General features: G+C 53.4%; 16 protein-coding genes. 7 read left to right on the forward strand and 9 right to left on the reverse strand.

What is annotated here, in order from left to right:
- Window positions 1-93: 93 nt before the first annotated feature.
- Both LOZ86_RS20535 and LOZ86_RS20540 read left to right on the forward strand, forming a co-directional pair.
- Entirely contained in the window at window positions 94-432 is a 339-nt protein-coding gene (locus LOZ86_RS20535; protein WP_080728041.1) for a hypothetical protein, read from the forward strand.
- 9 nt (window positions 433-441) lie between these two features.
- Window positions 442-1035, forward strand: coding sequence for a hypothetical protein (locus LOZ86_RS20540; protein WP_039482350.1), 594 nt, complete (start codon window positions 442-444; stop codon window positions 1033-1035).
- 85 nt (window positions 1036-1120) lie between these two features.
- Here LOZ86_RS20540 and tldD read toward each other — a convergent pair whose 3' ends face one another.
- The 9 genes from tldD to csrD form a co-directional block, all read right to left on the reverse strand.
- Window positions 1121-2566: a metalloprotease TldD gene (tldD, locus tag LOZ86_RS20545; RefSeq protein WP_039482353.1), complete on the reverse strand. Its 1446-nt coding sequence runs from the start codon at window positions 2564-2566 to the stop codon at window positions 1121-1123.
- A gap of 56 nt (window positions 2567-2622) precedes the next feature.
- Window positions 2623-6453 carry an AsmA2 domain-containing protein YhdP gene (gene yhdP / locus LOZ86_RS20550; protein WP_039482356.1) on the reverse strand — a complete coding sequence of 1277 codons (3831 nt, stop codon included), beginning with the start codon at window positions 6451-6453 and terminating at the stop codon, window positions 2623-2625.
- A 41-nt stretch (window positions 6454-6494) separates the two neighbouring features.
- Window positions 6495-7964, reverse strand: a complete 1470-nt coding sequence (rng, locus tag LOZ86_RS20555) for a ribonuclease G (protein WP_039482359.1) — start codon at window positions 7962-7964, stop codon at window positions 6495-6497.
- Window positions 7954-8547, reverse strand: a complete 594-nt coding sequence (locus LOZ86_RS20560; RefSeq protein WP_039482362.1) for a Maf family protein — start codon at window positions 8545-8547, stop codon at window positions 7954-7956. The genes rng and LOZ86_RS20560 overlap by 11 nt, the downstream gene beginning before the upstream one ends.
- 8 nt (window positions 8548-8555) lie before the next feature.
- Window positions 8556-9044 carry a rod shape-determining protein MreD gene (mreD, locus tag LOZ86_RS20565; RefSeq protein ID WP_039482366.1) on the reverse strand — a complete coding sequence of 163 codons (489 nt, stop codon included), beginning with the start codon at window positions 9042-9044 and terminating at the stop codon, window positions 8556-8558.
- Window positions 9041-10024, reverse strand: a complete 984-nt coding sequence (gene mreC / locus LOZ86_RS20570) for a rod shape-determining protein MreC (RefSeq protein ID WP_039482369.1) — start codon at window positions 10022-10024, stop codon at window positions 9041-9043. Before mreC ends, mreD begins: the two co-directional genes overlap by 4 nt.
- Before the next feature lie 173 nt (window positions 10025-10197).
- On the reverse strand, window positions 10198-11241 hold the full coding sequence (gene mreB / locus LOZ86_RS20575; protein WP_010300322.1) for a rod shape-determining protein MreB: 1044 nt from the start codon (window positions 11239-11241) through the stop codon (window positions 10198-10200).
- Window positions 11234-11392, reverse strand: coding sequence for a hypothetical protein (locus tag LOZ86_RS20580; RefSeq protein WP_156890158.1), 159 nt, complete (start codon window positions 11390-11392; stop codon window positions 11234-11236). Before LOZ86_RS20580 ends, mreB begins: the two co-directional genes overlap by 8 nt.
- Window positions 11393-11557: 165 nt before the next feature.
- Window positions 11558-13495, reverse strand: coding sequence for an RNase E specificity factor CsrD (gene csrD, locus LOZ86_RS20585; protein ID WP_039482372.1), 1938 nt, complete (start codon window positions 13493-13495; stop codon window positions 11558-11560).
- Window positions 13496-13659: 164 nt separating this feature from the next.
- Here csrD and acuI point away from each other — a divergent pair, with 164 nt between their 5' ends.
- The 5 genes from acuI (at window position 13660) to accB (ending at window position 17864) form a co-directional block, all read left to right on the forward strand.
- A complete protein-coding gene (gene acuI / locus LOZ86_RS20590) occupies window positions 13660-14637 on the forward strand; it encodes an acrylyl-CoA reductase (NADPH) (RefSeq protein WP_039482376.1) in 978 nt (325 codons plus the stop codon).
- Window positions 14638-15016: 379 nt separating this feature from the next.
- Window positions 15017-16018 (forward strand): protein-methionine-sulfoxide reductase catalytic subunit MsrP, encoded by a 1002-nt coding sequence (gene msrP, locus LOZ86_RS20595; protein ID WP_230242706.1) that lies wholly within the window; start codon window positions 15017-15019, stop codon window positions 16016-16018.
- A gap of 47 nt (window positions 16019-16065) precedes the next feature.
- Entirely contained in the window at window positions 16066-16665 is a 600-nt protein-coding gene (msrQ, locus tag LOZ86_RS20600) for a protein-methionine-sulfoxide reductase heme-binding subunit MsrQ (RefSeq protein ID WP_039482382.1), read from the forward strand.
- Between the two features lie 254 nt (window positions 16666-16919).
- Complete coding sequence (gene aroQ / locus LOZ86_RS20605; protein WP_039482384.1) at window positions 16920-17372, forward strand: type II 3-dehydroquinate dehydratase; 453 nt, start codon at window positions 16920-16922, stop codon at window positions 17370-17372.
- Window positions 17373-17396: 24 nt separating this feature from the next.
- Window positions 17397-17864, forward strand: a complete 468-nt coding sequence (gene accB, locus LOZ86_RS20610; RefSeq protein WP_039482387.1) for an acetyl-CoA carboxylase biotin carboxyl carrier protein — start codon at window positions 17397-17399, stop codon at window positions 17862-17864.
- Window positions 17865-17870: the final 6 nt, after the last annotated feature.

Below are 17870 nucleotides of genomic sequence, written 5' to 3' on the forward strand. Positions count from 1 at the left end.
AATGCGAGGCGTTTCCCTCTTTCATACAAAACACATCCCGATCCCACCATCCTTGCGCTATATCTCTTCTTTCGTTCAGGAAAGTAAAATCACATGGATAACGTACGAATAAATTCGTACAATATAGGTGAAGGGATGGGATTCAAGGATGCCAAAAAGCAGCTTATTGTCTGTTTGCAGTCAGGTAATGTGCTGCATGAAGCCAGAGGGAATATCAGCACGAAGAATTTTCTGGTAACCGGACAAACATCAATAACAGAACTCATTGATATTATTTATCAATCTGCCGGGCCATCCTACTCCTCTTCACCCCATCATTTTGCAGCGCATATTGATGTTCATATCATCCGTTGCCGCCATCGGGGAATACCGTGGTATATCAAATGGTATTTTACCGAGCCGGATTGTGTCTTTATTAGCGTCCACCATTGAGGCGATGACATGAAAATTTTCAAAGTCGGCGATACACAGGCCGCTCTCTGTAACACATGCCAGTCACTTGAAACCGCGACGTTTCAGCTTAAAGACGTCCCGTTCAGCGATAACAGCGGCGTGGTGAGACAAGTTTTGGTTGGCGTTTGCGAACGCTGCGGAAATGTTGCCATCATCCCTCATCAGTCTACCCCCATGATTAAGAAAGCACTGGATGTGCAGCGTAAAGCGCTGGAAAGTCGAGTGCCCGCGCACATGATAGACATCCTGAATCTGGCAAGTTGCGAATTAGGTGGGGAGCCTGATTTTATTCCCACGCTGATGAAATATTATCTGCACACACTGGCGGCTGACCACGCAGCGGCAAAAGATATTCCACGTTTTCTACAAAGTGATTTGGCAAAAGGAAAATCCGAGAAACGTCTTTCACTTAAAGGCAGGCATGTCTCGGCAGATATTGATGCACTAAAAACCGCGACAAATATCTCCAGCACAACAGATCTGTTAAAAGGCATTGTTCTCAAGATTAAGGAAGACGTTTTGGTACAGCGGGATGAAATACACATCAAGCAGCTCAAATCGATTATTGCCGCGGTGTCCTGATTTTTTGCTCCGCTACATAACAATCCCAGAAAAAACCGCGCTCATAAAGCGCGGTCTTAAAGGGAACTCAGGATATCAGCACGAATTACGCGGTGCCGCCGACGGTTAGGCTTTCCAGCTTCAACGTAGGCTGACCCACGCCGACAGGCAGACTTTGCCCTTCTTTGCCGCACACGCCGACGCCGTTATCCAGCGCCAGATCGTTGCCGACCATCGAGATCTGCTGCATCGCTTCAATGCCGGAGCCAATCAACGTTGCACCTTTGACTGGCGTGGTGATTCGACCTTTTTCGATCAGGTATGCTTCGGATGTCGAGAAGACGAACTTGCCAGAGGTGATATCGACCTGACCGCCGCCAAAGTTTGGCGCATACAGGCCATATTCGACGCTGGAGATGATCTCTTCAGGCGTGGATTTCCCGGCCAGCATATAGGTGTTCGTCATACGCGGCATCGGCAGATGCGCATAAGATTCGCGGCGACCGTTGCCCGTTGGCGCAACCCCCATCAGACGAGCATTCATCTTGTCCTGCATGTAGCCTTTCAGAATACCGTTTTCAATCAGGACATTGTATTGCCCCGGAACGCCTTCATCGTCCATCGAGAGCGAGCCGCGACGTCCGGTCAGCGTGCCGTCATCCACCACCGTACACAGCTCTGACGCAACGAGTTTCCCCATCTGCCCGCTGAATACTGATGTACCGCGACGGTTAAAATCACCTTCCAGACCATGACCAACCGCTTCATGCAGCAGTACGCCCGGCCAACCAGCTCCCAACACCACAGGCATCGGCCCAGCAGGTGCAGCCACCGCCGACAGGTTAACCAGCGCCATCCGCACGGCTTCTTTCGCCCAGGCGTCGATGCGCGCTTCGCCGTCAGCCACTTCCCAGAAATAGTCATAGCCGCCACGCATGCCGCCGCCGCTGGAACCACGTTCACGTTTGCCCTCAGATTCAACCAGCACGCTGATCGACAGACGAACCAATGGGCGCACATCCGCCGCCAGCGTACCGTCTGTTGCCGCTACCAGCACCAGCTCATACACGCCGGTCAGACTGGCAGACACTTCCTGTACGCGCGCATCTGCGGCACGTGCAACCGTGTCGGCACGCTGCAACAGCGCAATTTTGTCCTCACGCGTCAGGCTATCCAGCGGGTTCAACGTTGGATAAAGCGCATGATGCGATACCGCTCCCAACGTGTGCGCAGTCCCTGTGCCCTGTTCCCGCACAATGCTGCGTGCAGCCTGTGCGCTCTGGTGCAATGCGTTCAGCGTGATCTGATCGGCATAAGCAAACCCGGTCTTTTCACCGTCAATCGCACGGATACCCACGCCCTGATCGATATTGTAAGAACCGTCTTTAATGATGCGATCTTCCAGTACCCAGGACTCATGGTAGCTGGACTGGAAATAGAGATCGGCATAGTCCAGTCGACGCTCATTAAGCGACCCCAGCACTGCGGCGAGATCGTCAAGATTCAATTTATTGGCGGTGAGTAACTGCTCACTGACAAACGAAAGGCTCATAGTTTTTCACTCTTTATCAGATAATCGGCTGAGTACGCTGCGCTGCCCCAACGGCATTATTCGCCTTTCTTCTTGTTCGGCTCACGCAGCACTTCCTGAATCTTTGGCTGATCGAGGCTACCGGAAATCTGGTAGCGAATCAGCGAAATCTTGTTCCATAGCGGTGCCAGCACTTTACTGGCAGCAAACACCGCGGCCCCGACAACCGGGTTAACGGCAAATGCGGTCGCCACCCCCACCGTCGCGGAAATTTCTGGGGCGATAACCGCTTCCATATTGACCTGTCGCTTAGCGAGGTCGAGATCGCCTTTTATCGCGATATCGGCCTCCAGCCCGTCGACCAACATATCATCAGTATGCAACACGCCGTCTTTAATCCATGCCGTGTTGCGAATCGAGTCGAAGTAAAATCCACGGCCAAACGTATCACTAAAATCGAACCGCAGCTTACGCATCAACGCATCAAAGCTCAATAAACGCAGCAATTGACCAGCCTGACCCGCGTCGACCTCGGCAATTTCACCTTTACCAATGCGCGTGTGCAATATTCCGCTCAGGCTGGCAATATCCGGCGCCCAAGGCGTACCACGCCAGTACAGATCGTAGTCCACATCGAAAGAACCGGCTTTCAGCGGTGAATCAACGCCAAACCAGTTAGCATTCTGCTCCAAGCTATCACCTGTCAGCCGGCCTTTTAACGCCGTCCGCACGCCTTCCGCGTTTTCCTGCCAGGAACCGTTTACCGTCAGACGGGCTTTGCCCGTATCAATCATACCGTCTGCCAGCGTTAATTTTTCCTTTTCTGGCAGCAGCGTTCCCTGAATACGACCCATATTCTGCCCGATAATCCAGCACTGGCGACAGTTAACCGCCAGCGACGGCCAGTCTTCAAAGCTGATGCTCGGGTCATTCAGCGGTGATTTTTTCTCTGCTAATGCCACTGGGTTGGTCGCTTCATTCCCTTTCCACTGAGGATTGTAGTAGAGATAATTGATGTCGCTGCGCCACATGCCACGATTGGGTATCTCAACCGTTCCGTCAATTTCGCGTCCTTTTGCCTGCACTTCACTGCCAGCAAGCGTATTTTTACGCGTGATTTCCAGATCGTGCCACTGCTGCCCCAGCAGTTGCAGCTCAGGCGTCCGCAGCGTCACAGCTTCTGGAAAACGAAGCGTACTGTGCGCTTTTTTCCCTTCCACCGGTGCCGAAGCACGCAGCGAAGGCAGAAGCCCCAGCCAGCTTTCAGCATCCAGTGGCGGAAGATCGAGCACCAGCGAGGAATCCTCTGGCAATGCAGGCGCCACCGTTGCCCCGTTCTGCCAGCTTGCCCGCGCCAGCGTCACCGTGTCGCCTTTCAGCAGCCATTGGCTATTGAAGTGGTTATCTTTGCCCAACCGTCCCTGCATCGCGAAACCATTCAGGTCACCGCTGGCTTTTACCTCCAGCGGCAGGCTCTCGCCAGCGGGTTTACTTAGCGGGTTAGGTAAGTGACTACTTACTTTATTTAAATCAGCCTGTACATCAACAGCATACGTTGTTTTACCGGAATGCGGCAGGTTGACGGCTACCGTACTTTTCCAGCCAGCCGTGCCGGACAGGGCTTTGCTTGCCGATGCCGGTAAACCGGGCAAGAGCGCAGGCTGCCAGTCTCCCTGCAAGCCAACATTCACCAGAAAAGCCTTCGCTTGCTCTTCCGTCGTGAAATTGACCGCCATCGGCTGGTTCATCCAGTTCGCCTGAAGCGTGTCACTGCGTAAGTTGCCGTTTTCATAGCGGAACTTACCGGTCAGATTCTTAATCGTGGTATCCAGCGGCTTGATGTAGAGGCTGTTATTGTTCAGTGCGATATCACCACTGGCGCGGACGTCGTCACCGGCAAGCGGGATATCCAGATGCAGTGTGCCTTTCACCGGCCCACCAATTTTTAGCTCATCCAATGCCGTACCCAGCGAGGATTTCAGCGGCGTCTGATGAAAATAGTTCCCCACTTCAGGCCCCGGACCGTCCAGTTCGCCATCGACCAGCAGCATCTCTTTTTCATAATCGGGAATGACCGCGCTAATGTTTTTGCCTTCCACCTTGCCCAGCCAGACTTGCGGTGCAAACATCCACAGGCCGTTGTTGGCAAAATCCAGATTGATATCCAGCGGCGTCAGCGCAGGCCAGCCCGGCTGAAATTCGAAGGTGGCCTCTTTAACCGGCACCCAGACTTCAAACTGGCCTTCGTTATGCGTATACGGGAAATGCTGCGGATTGCCAGCAAAGATCAGCGTGGCGTTATCGACACGGCCGCCTTTCAGCGCACCGCTCAGATAGTCCACCAGCTCGGTGCCCATAAACAGTTCAGGATAATAGCGCCAGGCATCTGCCGCATCGGTCAGCCGAATGCCTGCCAGAATATCCAGCTTCGGTTCCTGCTTGGCGGGCTGTTCATAGCGGAAATCGCCGTTAGCCCATAGCGATTTGGCCTGCACGTCCAGCCCGTGGCTCCAGAGCGCCAGACCCTGTGCATCATTACGCCAGTCAATCGTGCCGCTGGCCTGTTTGATTTCCAGCGGCGCGCGGAACATATCAACATAGGGCAACGTGCTCTGCTTTAACGCGATGCTGACCTGACCACGTTCGGCACTGCCACGAGCAGAACCAGAGAAATGATCGACCCCCGGCAGCAATTTCCACTGCTTCCAGCTCACATCCTGCCAGTTGGCCTGAAAGCGGCTTCGCTCCGGCTGTTGCAGCGGGATATCGACGGCAACGGTATTCAAGGTGCCCGTCGGTTGCAGGTCATCCCAGCGCGCTTTCAATTCTGGCGTCGTCCCTGACAGCAGTGGAAGCAGCGTGCTTACTCGCTCCAATGCCACGTTGCTGGCTCGAACGCGCAGCGCTTCCTGCCGATCGGGCCCTAACATGTGTTCATTCTTTGGCAGCCAGAGCGCGGAGAGCCGGCCTTTCGGCCAGGCGATGCCATCCGTTGCCACATTCAATTCAGGCACATCCACCTGCCAGCCATTTTCCTGACGGCCAATGTGCAGCGTCATGTCATCCACATTCAGGCGATGCGCATCGCTGCCTTCACCCCAGCCTGCCGTTCCGTGATTGAGGAATACATCACCGCTGTGGATGTCGCCGTCACGGACGTTCAACCAGGCTGCCAGACTAAAATCGGCACTTTCCAGCCCAGTCGTGTTTTTCATCCAGCGGCTGAGCCAGGGCTTCATATCGATATTGTCAGCCTGCAAGTAGAACGTGCCGTTGCTGAGCAGTCCCTGATCGTCGTGCAAGTCCATACGCATCTGCACGACGCCGTGCTGACCATTAAAACTCGACAGGCTGATTAAGCCTTCCGCCCGGTGACGCTTCTCGGAATTCAGCCAGGTCAGTTGAGGAATGCTCAGTTCCGCACGGGAACCGGCAGGGGTAAGAAAGGTAATCTGGCTATCACGCAGGTCAAAGTGGTCAAACTGGCGCAGGAAAAGATCGCTGACCTTCCCTGACTCCATCAGTTTGCTATCCTGCTGCTGCCCGGTAAATTGGCTATTAATATCCAGTTTTAGCTGGTGAAACGTGAGATCGCGAAACTGCCAGCGCCCGTGCAGCAGCGACTGCCACACATCCAGCGCCAGCGTAATGCGGTCAACCTGCCAGTCCGATTCCGGCAGGGACGTGCGAAGCTTTTCAATTTCCAGCGTGGGGCCAAAGGACTCCCAGCGTCCCGTCATCGAGCCGATTTCTAACGGAACACCGGCAGCAGACTGCGCCCAGGCCACCAGCTGTGGCCGGAAGTGATCGAGCTGTGGCAGCACCAGTCTTAAGCCGCTGACTAACAGCGCTACCATCACGACAAGAGTGGCACCCGTGATGATGAGTATTCCGGGCAGTCGCCTCACTAATTTCTCCTTCTTTCGTCGCCGACGACGAGCGCACGAATTTACATCATGACGACGTCAAACTGCTCCTGGCTATACAGGGGTTCGATTTGTACTTTGACCTGTTTGCCGACGAAAATTTCGACCTCAGCTAACGCGTGCGATTCTTCACTTCTCAGCGCTTCCCCGACTGCCGGTGAGGCATAGACCAGGAAACGATCGGTGTCATAAGCGTGGTGGACACGCACGATTTCACGCATGATTTCATAGCAGACGCTTTCTACCGTCTTCACCGTGCCACGACCATGACACGTCGGGCATTCATGACACAGCACGTGTTCGATACTCTCACGCGTGCGTTTGCGCGTCATCTCCACTAATCCTAGTTGAGAGAAGCCGCTAATACTGGTTTTAACCCGATCTTTACTCAGCGCCTGCTCCAGAGAATGCAGCACACGCCGACGGTGATCTTCATTATTCATATCGATGAAGTCGATAATGATGATACCGCCGAGGTTACGCAGACGCAGCTGTCGTGCAATCGCCTGCGTCGCTTCCGTGTTGGTATTGAAAATGGTTTCATCCAGATTGCGGTGGCCGACGAATGCCCCTGTGTTGATGTCGACGGTCGTCATTGCTTCTGTCTGATCGATGATCAAATAGCCGCCGGATTTCAGTTCAACCTTTCTGTCCAGCGAACGCTGGATTTCATTTTCCACGTCAAACAGGTCAAAAATCGGCTGTTTACCCGCGTAGTGTTCGAGTTTGCGGGTCATCTCTGGAATGTATTCGGCGGTAAATTCCAGTAGCGCTTCATACGTCAGTCGGGAATCAATCCGAATGCGATCCAGCGCAGCGCCAGCAAAATCACGCAAAATCCGCCGAGCAAGCGCCACTTCACCGTAGAGCTTACATTTGGTCTGGTTGCGCTTTTTACGCTCCATCACCTTGACCCACAGACGCTTCAGGAACGCTGCATCCTGTGAAAGCTCTTCTTCACCGACGCCTTCCGCTGCGGTACGAATGATGAAACCACCGTCATCATCACAATACTCTGCGACCGTTTTCTTTAAGCGCTCGCGTTCCGCTTCGCTCTCAATCCGCTGTGACACGCCGACGTGCGATGCCCCGGGCATAAACACCAGATAGCGCGATGGCAGCGTGATATCGGTCGTCAGACGTGCGCCTTTGGTTCCCAGTGGATCTTTGACCACCTGCACCATGAGATCCTGACCCTGACGAACCAGTTCGGCGATATCGCGGACATGAAAATTCTTCTGTTCGTCACCGGCAACGCATTCGGTGTGCGGCATAATATCGGACGCGTGCAGGAATGCCGCTTTATCCAGACCGATGTCCACAAACGCCGCCTGCATGCCCGGCAGGACGCGACTCACGCGGCCTTTATAAATGTTACCGACAATGCCGCGTTTCGCATCACGCTCAATGTGGATTTCTTGCAGAATACCGCCATCGATATAGGCAACGCGCGTTTCTGACGGTGTAACGTTTACCAGTAACTCAGCAGTCATGTTTTCCTCTTGCACTCCGCAACGCAGCAAAATTACTGAATAGCTCATGGGTTTCTACCAGCGGCAACCCAACCACCGCGTAATAGCTCCCATTAAGCGACCGGACAAAGCATCCACCTTTGCCCTGAATACCGTAGGCCCCGGCTTTATCCATCGGTTCGCCGCTGGCGATATACCGTTCGATATCCTGCTGCGAAAGCGGGCGAAAGACGACATCGGTTGTCACCAGACAGCTCAAGACATCATCTTTATCTGCCAGCGCAACGGCCGTCATCACCTGATGTGGTTTTCCGGACAGCTGACTCAGCATTTCTGCCGCATGCGCTTCATTCTGTGGTTTTTCCAATACCTGACCGTTCAGTACCACAATGGTGTCTGCACCCAGAACCGGTAAATCAGACGGTGCCGCCACGACACCCGCAGCCGCTTTCTCATGTGCCAGACGTCGGACATAAACTTCCGCCGCTTCTTCCGGTAACCGTTGTTCTTCCACCGCGACATTCAGTACAGAAAAAGGAATATCGAGCTGCGTGAGCAGTTCGCGACGGCGGGGAGAAGCGGAAGCCAGATAAAGCTGAGTCATGAATCACCTTATTGCACAGTAAACTGACGACGAATTTTACGCATCAGCAGGAACAGCCACGGCCAGAGTACGCCATCAACGACGCTATTCCAGAGTGTTTCTGGTCGGAAAGAGACATTAATAACTAAAAATTCTGCCCAGAATACCGTGAGGTCCATCACTAGCGACAATAGCATGACAATTAATGCCTGCTGCCATAACGCCATATTTCGGAATAGCTGGAATTTAAAGGCGACCAGATAAGCAACAATGCTCAGCGCCAGCGCCCGTACTCCCAGTGTAGACCCAAGAATCAGGTCCATAATCAGACCTAATATAAATCCTGTGCCGACATTCACCCGATGTGGCAATGCCATCACCCAGTAAATGAGAAACAGCGTCAGCCAAGAAGGGCGAAACATGTAGATTTCATCCGGCCACGGCATAATCTGCAAAACCATGGCGATCAGAAAAGAAAGCCAGATAATCCAGTTGCCATGCCTGCGATAACGGTTCATTGGCGGCCTCTCTGCGGCTCGGCGGTGGGCACAGCGGTATCAGGAGGAAGCGGCGGCCCCATATCGTCAGGCGACGGTAAAACCTGCGGCATCATCTGCATCAGACGCTCATTGGCAACCCGATGTACTTCCGCTGGCGGCAGTGCCGTATTGGAGTTGTTTTCCACGCCCCACAGTAAGAGCAGATAGCGCAGGCGCTGTAGCCCGGCGGTCGGGCGAGCCTGAATAATCGTATAGGCTCGCTGTGTATCGGCCTTGACCGATGACACGACACCAACGGGATACCCTTCGGGGAAACGACCGCCCAGACCCGATGTAACCAGTACGTCACCCACTCGGATGTCGGTATTGTTAGGCAAGTGTTCGAGTTGCAGATCGTCGGCGCAGCCATTGCCGGCGGCAATCACGCGGATATCATTGCGTAGCACCTGAATCGGCAACGCGTGGGAAACATCACAAATCAACAAAACCCGGCTGGTAAACTGACCAACCGCCACAACCTGACCCACCACGCCTTTATCGCTGATGACCGGTTGCCCTTCATACACACCGTTCGCCTGACCTTTATCAATCACCACCTGATCGCTGTAAGGGTCGGTTCCCGCGGACATCACCTGCGTCACCATTTTCTGCTCATCCTGACGCAGCGGCGAGCCGAGCAGTTCACGTAAGCGCGCATTTTCCTGCTTGAACTGGCCTAGCAGTAACAGGTCACTGTTTTTCATCAACAGTTCCTGACGCAGCGCGGTATTTTCAAGGCCTAATTGCTCACGGGTTGCCAGTGAGGCAGACATATTGTCCAGAACTTGACGAGGCCCATTCGCCAGAAAATAGAATGGACTGACGGTGGTGTCCATGTACGTTCTGATTTTGACGAACGAACCGAGCCGACTGTCCGCAACGATCACGACAATCGCGGTAACGACAGCAAGAAAAAGTCGTAATTGCAGGGAAGGCCCCCTGCTAAAAAGCGGCTTCATAAAATTTGCGTATTCCTCGACAGCAACCTCAAATCGCACCTGGCGATTTTTAACGTCACAAAGCGGCACCCCAGAGGGCGAATTTCATTGCTCAGGCAAATAAAAAAGGGGTAACCACGAGAGATGAAAAACGCAGGCGTTCATCCATCCGGTCCCCCCTTTTCCAGACAGGATTACTCCTCGCTGAACAAATCGCCACCGTGCATGTCGATCATTTCCAGCGCCTTGCCACCACCACGGGCAACACAGGTCAGCGGATCTTCAGCCACCACAACCGGAATACCGGTTTCTTCCATCAGCAAACGATCCAGGTTACGCAGCAGCGCACCGCCGCCGGTTAACACCATACCGCGCTCGGAAATATCGGAAGCCAGTTCCGGTGGACACTGTTCCAACGCCGCCATGACTGCGCTGACGATACCCGTCAACGGCTCTTGCAGCGCTTCCAGAATTTCGTTGGAGTTCAGCGTGAACCCACGCGGTACACCTTCTGCAAGGTTACGGCCGCGCACTTCAATCTCAAGCACTTCATCGCCCGGATAAGCGGAGCCGATTTCATGCTTGATACGTTCTGCCGTCGCTTCACCAATCAGTGAACCATAGTTACGACGAACGTAGTTGATGATCGCTTCATCAAAGCGGTCACCACCAATACGTACAGAAGAGGAGTACACCACGCCGTTAAGCGAGATCACCGCAACTTCGGTAGTACCACCACCGATATCTACAACCATGGAACCGGTCGCTTCGGATACTGGCATGCCAGCACCAATCGCAGCCGCCATCGGCTCTTCGATCAGGAACACTTCACGGGCACCGGCACCCAGCGCGGATTCGCGAATGGCACGACGCTCAACCTGCGTTGCGCCAACCGGCACACATACCAGCACGCGCGGGCTTGGACGCATAAAGCTGTCGCTATGCACTTGCTTGATGAAGTGCTGCAACATTTTTTCTGTGACCTGGAAATCGGCAATCACACCGTCTTTCATCGGGCGAATCGCCACGATATTCCCAGGCGTTCTACCTAGCATCTGCTTAGCGTCATGGCCGACTGCTGCCACGCTCTTTTGAGAACCCGCACGATCCTGACGAATCGCAACCACAGAGGGTTCATTCAGTATGATGCCCTGCCCTTTAACATAAATCAGGGTATTGGCGGTACCCAGGTCGATGGACAAGTCGTTGGAAAACATGCCACGAAATTTCTTAAACATAACTAAAGGATAATCCTGCAAGCTGGGGGCGAAAAATAAATCCGCCTACTTTACCAACCACACGAAGCAGCGACAAGGCACGAAAAGGCTCTGCTTCGGTGAAAAATGAGTCTGCGTTGCGCACGTCGGCGTCAGGGAGAAGGCACAACATGCTTTCTCCTCAGGCGGCAAGGCATCTTACCACTGTCCACCCGACAGAATTGCGCTAACACAGGACATAAAATCTAACATTTAATCGGATTGCCGCTAACGTAAGCACACACTAACCGATTTAACAACCGCCTCATTCTACGTCAATTTGAACGGGACGTTTATATTAAACACGATGCCGCGGTGAATATTTTTTCAGCTCATCCGTTATAGGGACTGATGCGGCAAAAAAATCGCCTTGCCCACCATAAACGCCCTTACCCAACAGCATCCGCCACTCCTCTTTGGTTCGCACACCAGCGGCAAACACCCGCGTTTGCGTGCCTTTACAGGCCTCGGTCAGGCTTTGTACAAACAGCTGATTTTCCGGGCGGCGCTCAAGACTGCGAACCAAACCGGGATGAAGCTTGATGATCTCCACGGAGAGTGACTTGATATACGTCGTACTGACTAGCGTTAAACCCGCCTGCGTGACCGCCAGGCGACAGCCTAATCCCAGGATCAAATTGAGAACCGGGCGCAGGCGGCCGATATATTGACAGACATCCGCCTCTGCAAGTTCAAATAAAATGCACTGACGCTGCGTTTTCGGACATTGCAGCAATATTTCTCTTAGCCAGCGCAGGAAAGGCTTTTGCAAAAGTGAGTCCACACTTACCGGCAAAGCCAGTGTTTCTCCGGGCCAGTTCGCTGACAAATCAATAATTCGAGCCACAAGCTGCCGATCATAGCTAGCTGCCAGCCCCAGCTGTTGAACCAGCGGCATATACTCCGCCGCCAGCAGTTCCTGTTCTCCGTCATAAATCCGGCTCATCATTTCGCGATGATGTACCACGCCCTCTTTTGTCACCGCAGGCTTCTGATACAGCCGTGGGCCACCGCGTGCCAGCGTTTGTTCCAGCAACGTACGCCATTTCACGCTGCCGCGCCCTTTGTCAGGCACCTGCCTGTCAAACACGCACCAGCTGTTACCGCCCTGCAACACCGCATTGCGCGTCGCGTCCTCCACACTTTCCATCACCTGCTCGGCGCTTTGCCCGCCGCGATAGGCACAAATACCCATGCGGAGAACCTCCTCGCGATCGATCAACGGGCAGGCGGGAAGAATATCGATAGACTTCACCAACTGCGTGGCAATTGCAGTGGCTTCCTTTAGCGTGCTGTGGGGGAGTAATACGGTGAAATCGCTGCTGAAATAACGCGCCAGCAGCGCAGAGGGATAACGCATGACAAACGTCGATAGCAGGTTGACCAGCGTGAAACGGTATTCCTGAAGCGCATTGGTATAGCCGTGCGTTTCTTGCAAGGTTTCAAAATCAGGTACGCGAATCATCATGACAACGCCGTGCGTCCCCACCTCTTCGCCATCTTCCAGTTGTGTGGTCAACTGATTATCAAAAAACAAACGATTACTCAGCCCAGTTTCAGCATCCTGCGCGGCGAAAGCACGGATTAACGTATCAACCCGTCCACGCTCCTCACGCGCTTCCACTAAATCAGACAGCAGCTGGTCGAGCGCCCCGCTGGTCTTGACCGGCCATTCACGTACCGACCCCTGCATAACCGATTCCCGCTCGCCCTTGAGAATACGCTGTGCGCGTTTTTCCAATTCTTCCTGTCCAGCAGCCTGCCGGCGCAGCCAGCGAATGGAGAAATACAGCATCAGGAGCATCAGACCCGCGGCCAGCAATACCGATAACGTCGACACCACGAACCGCGGTAAACCAATCAGCGGGTCGACATATTTTAAGGCGATCGTCATGTTCAAATGATGCATCAGCGGAAATTCGACCTCATGATAGAGGTGCGTGCGTTCCCAACCGGCCTCGGGCAGCTGTATTGAATAGAGGGTCGAATCGTTATCCTGAATATCCAACGCCACAATGCCTGCCGTCTTCATCATTCCCGGCAGCCAATAGTGGATATTTTCGGGCGATTGCACTAATAACGCTTGATCGATACTGGCCGTGACCTCGCGTAGCTGCTGCTCAGTTCGCAACTGGCTATAATAACAGAGGCTAAATATGCTACTGAAAAGCATAAGAAAAATAGCGAGAACCGTCAGCAATACTATGAGTATCGAGAACCTGGTCGTAAATCCCATCCCTGCGTCCTATTCCAAATAATTGTCATTTCTGCGAGTTTGTTGTTTTTTATCAGTTCGCATAGGCCAGCTACAACGCATAGTACCAATACTAACGAAGGTAGCTGTAATAACTATAGTCGTTAATGACTTCCCCATTTTCATCCTGCTACAGGAGATAGCCCATGCAGGCTTTAGTTCTTGAACAGTCAGACGGACTGACCCACGCTCAGACTCGCGAGATTGACGCGGAGCAGCTTCCCGCCGGGGATGTGACTGTTGATATCAGTTGGTCCGGTATTAATTATAAAGATGCGCTTGCCATTACTGGCAAAGGCAAAATTATTCGTAACTTCCCGATGGTTCCTGGGATCGACTTCGTAGGTACAGTACGCCACAGCGACAGCGATCGATTTAGCGTCGGCCAACCCGTCATCCTGACCGGTTGGGGCGTAGGTGAAAACCACTGGGGCGGCTTGGCGCAACAAGCGCGCGTGAAGAGCGATTGGCTGGTTCCGCTACCCGTGTCGCTGGATGCGCGTAAAGCGATGATTCTTGGCACGGCTGGCTTTACTGCGATGCTGTGCGTGATGGCGCTGGAAGACGGTGGCATCACCCCAGACAGCGGCGACATTATTGTAACGGGTGCCAGCGGCGGCGTCGGCAGCACGGCAGTCGCCCTGCTTGCAGAACTAGGTTATCAGGTGACAGCCGTCAGCGGCCGTGCTGACAACACCGATTACCTGAAAAAACTGGGTGCCAAACAGGTGCTGGACCGCAGCGAATTCAGCGGAAGCCCTCGTCCGCTGGAGAAACAACGTTGGGCTGGCGCGGTGGATACCGTCGGCGATAACGTGTTGGCGACGCTGCTGGCGCAGATGGATTACAACGCGACAGTCGCCGCATGCGGTCTGGCTGGCGGTGTTGCGCTGCCAACGACCGTGATGCCATTTATTTTACGCAATGTTCGCCTGCAAGGCGTGGATTCCGTAATGGCACCGCTGGCTCGCCGTCAGCAAGCGTGGGAGCGTCTGGCTGCTATTCTGCCTGAATCGTTCTATCAGCAGGTCACGCAGGAAATCGGGTTGGAAGACGTCCCTGCTGTCGCTGCCGCCCTGTTGGAAAACAAAGTCACTGGCCGCACGCTGGTGAAAATCAGCTAACGTCTTTTGTTGACGTATTAATTTGCGGAACGAAAACGGTGATAATGGAATAGAAGAGTAAAGCGTCCGCGACAGGGACAAAGGCGTCAGGAACGCCTTTAAACGTCGCTTGCGACGGCCCTGAAAGGGTGAATCTCAGGGATGAGATTCATATCTGCGCGGCTCGAGCGTACATGGATGTATTTACAGCGTCTTTACGATCTATCCATTATCATCGCCCAACGCATTATCAGTAATCTTGAACGCTGTTACACCCTGCAAAAAAGTATTTCACCTCTCCTCTCGCGGTTTCTACCGCACTTCATCTATAACTAAGTGAACGGTAACCACTAAGTACGCCACTTTACGTCAACAATAATAATGACTGGCGGGAGTTCACATGCACAAACATCGCAAGCTCACAGAAGCCGACGTTACCCCGGAATCCCTCTTCTATCAGCGTCGGCGCGTATTAAAAGCGCTGGGTATTTCCTCTGCGGCGCTCGCGCTGCCATTTTCTGCACAGGCTGACCTGCTGGCCTGGTTTAAAGGCGGTGATAAACCCAAAGCGCCGCCGGGTAAACCGCTCACGTTTAGCCAACCCACCGACTGGAAACTCGATCTGCCGCTCACGCCGGAAGATAAGGTCACGAGGTATAACAACTTCTATGAATTTGGGTTGGATAAAGCCGATCCAGCAGCGAATGCCGGCGGGTTAAAAACCGAAGGCTGGACCGTCAAAATAGACGGCGATGTCGCCAAACCTCTCACGCTGGATATCGACGATTTGCTAAAACGCTTTCCGCTGGAAGAGCGGATCTACCGTTTCCGCTGCGTCGAAGCGTGGTCGATGGTGATTCCGTGGGTCGGGTTTGAGTTAGCCAAGCTGATTAAATTCGCCGAACCTACCAGCAACGCGCGCTACGTAGCATTTCAGACGCTTTACGACCCGGAACAGATGCCGGGGCAAAAAGATCGTTTCATGGGCGGCGGGCTAGACTATCCCTATGTCGAAGGGCTACGGCTCGATGAAGCCATGAATCCTCTGGCGCTGCTGGCCGTCGGGGTTTACGGCAAGACGTTACCGCCGCAGAACGGTGCCCCCATCCGGTTAGTCACACCGTGGAAATACGGCTTCAAGAACATCAAATCTATCGTGCATATCCGGCTCACCCGCGAGCAGCCACCGTGCACATGGAATCTGGCGGCCTCGGATGAATATGGTTTCTATGCCAACGTTAACCCGCATGTGGATCACCCGCGCTGGTCGCAGGCGACGGAACGCGTCATCGGTTCCGGCGGGCTACTTAACGTTGAGCGCCAACCCACGCTGTTGTTCAACGGCTATGCCGATCAGGTCGCCTCGCTGTATCGCGGTCTGAATCTGCGCGACAATTTTTAGCTAACTTCTAGCCATCGCCGCCTGTCAGGATAGGAATCCACATCAGCATGAGACTGACGTTACAACACATTACCCGGTTAAAAGTGCTACTCCATCTGGCTGGTTTTCTGCCGCTGCTGTGGCTGATATTGTCAGTTGACCAAGGGTGGTTCAGCGCTGACCCGGCCAAAGATATCCAGCACTTTACCGGCAGAATGGCGCTGAAATTGCTGCTAGCGACGCTGTTAGTTACGCCATTAGCGCGCTACGGCAAACAGCCGCTGCTCATTCGCTGCCGACGCCTTCTCGGGCTGTGGTGCTTTTTCTGGGCGACGTTACATCTGGTGAGCTATGCGATGCTGGAGTTAGGTCTGGATCATCTGGCACTGCTGGGCAAAGAGCTGATATCCCGACCGTATTTAACGCTGGGGATCGTAAGCTGGCTGATTTTGCTGGCGCTAGCGGTGACGTCGCCACAGATAATGATGCGCAAGTTGGGATCGCAATGGCAAAAACTGCATAATTTCGTCTATTTAGTCGCCATCCTTGCGCCTATCCACTATCTTTGGTCAGTTAAAACGCTCTCCCCACAGCCTATTTTGTATGCGCTCGCGGCGCTGATACTGCTGCTGTTTCGTTATAAGAAATTTCGCCAATGGTGGCGCTAAACGCCGCAGCAACACAGGAAAAGCGGGTGATGGGCGACAGTGAGATTCACGCCTTCTCACGGCTTGGCGCAGGAATATCTCCGCTGATAAGACCAGTATTTAGCTGCGAATTGCCACGATATGGTTATAATGCACGACTTTAATTTCTCGGGCCGGACAATTTGCGTCACGAAAGGTGACAAACGAATAGCTTCGCGCTATTTTGTGCGACACTGTTTTTGCAATCTTGGTCAATCGCGGGAGATAGCAGCACAATGGCAGAAAAGTTTCACATTTTGCTCTTGAATGGTCCAAACCTGAATCTGCTAGGAACCCGAGAGCCCGACAAATACGGTAGTACGACGTTAGCAGACATTGTCAGCGAACTGGAAACACAGGCGCAGGCATTGAACGTGAAGTTTTCCCATCTGCAATCCAATGCGGAACATGTTCTGATCGATACCCTCCATCAGGCCAGAGGAAACACAGACTTCATTCTGATTAACCCAGCGGCATTTACCCACACCAGCGTTGCGCTGCGTGATGCCCTGCTGGCGGTCGCGATTCCGTTTATCGAAATTCATCTGTCCAACGTGCACGCACGTGAGCCTTTTCGTCATCATTCCTATCTTTCTGATGTTGCGGTAGGCGTGATATGTGGCCTGGGGGCAGATGGTTATCAGTATGCTTTACAGACGGCGGTAAAACGCCTGTCAACTTCCAATTAAACAAAAGAGTACGGAACCACATCCATGGATATTCGTAAAATCAAAAAACTGATCGAACTGGTTGAAGAGTCCGGCATCGCCGAACTGGAAATTTCTGAAGGTGAAGAATCAGTACGTATCAGTCGTGCCCCAGCAGCGGTTAACTACCCGATGATGCAACAGGCTTACGCTACGCCAATGATGCAGCCACAGCCTGCTCTGGCTGCCGCCGTTGCACCAGCGCCAGTGGAAGCAGTTGCAGCACCGGCTGCCATCAGTGGACACATCGTTCGTTCTCCAATGGTTGGAACCTTCTACCGCACCCCAAGCCCGGATGCTAAAGCCTTCGTGGAAGTGGGTCAGCACGTCAATGTCGGCGATACCCTGTGCATCGTCGAAGCGATGAAAATGATGAACCAGATCGAAGCCGACAAATCAGGCGTGGTGAAAGCCATCCTGGTCGAAAACGGTCAGCCGGTTGAATTTGACGAGCCACTGGTTGTCATCGAATAACGAGGC

It is taken from the genome of Pectobacterium parvum (assembly GCF_020971565.1).
GTDB classification, from domain to species: domain Bacteria; phylum Pseudomonadota; class Gammaproteobacteria; order Enterobacterales; family Enterobacteriaceae; genus Pectobacterium; species Pectobacterium polare.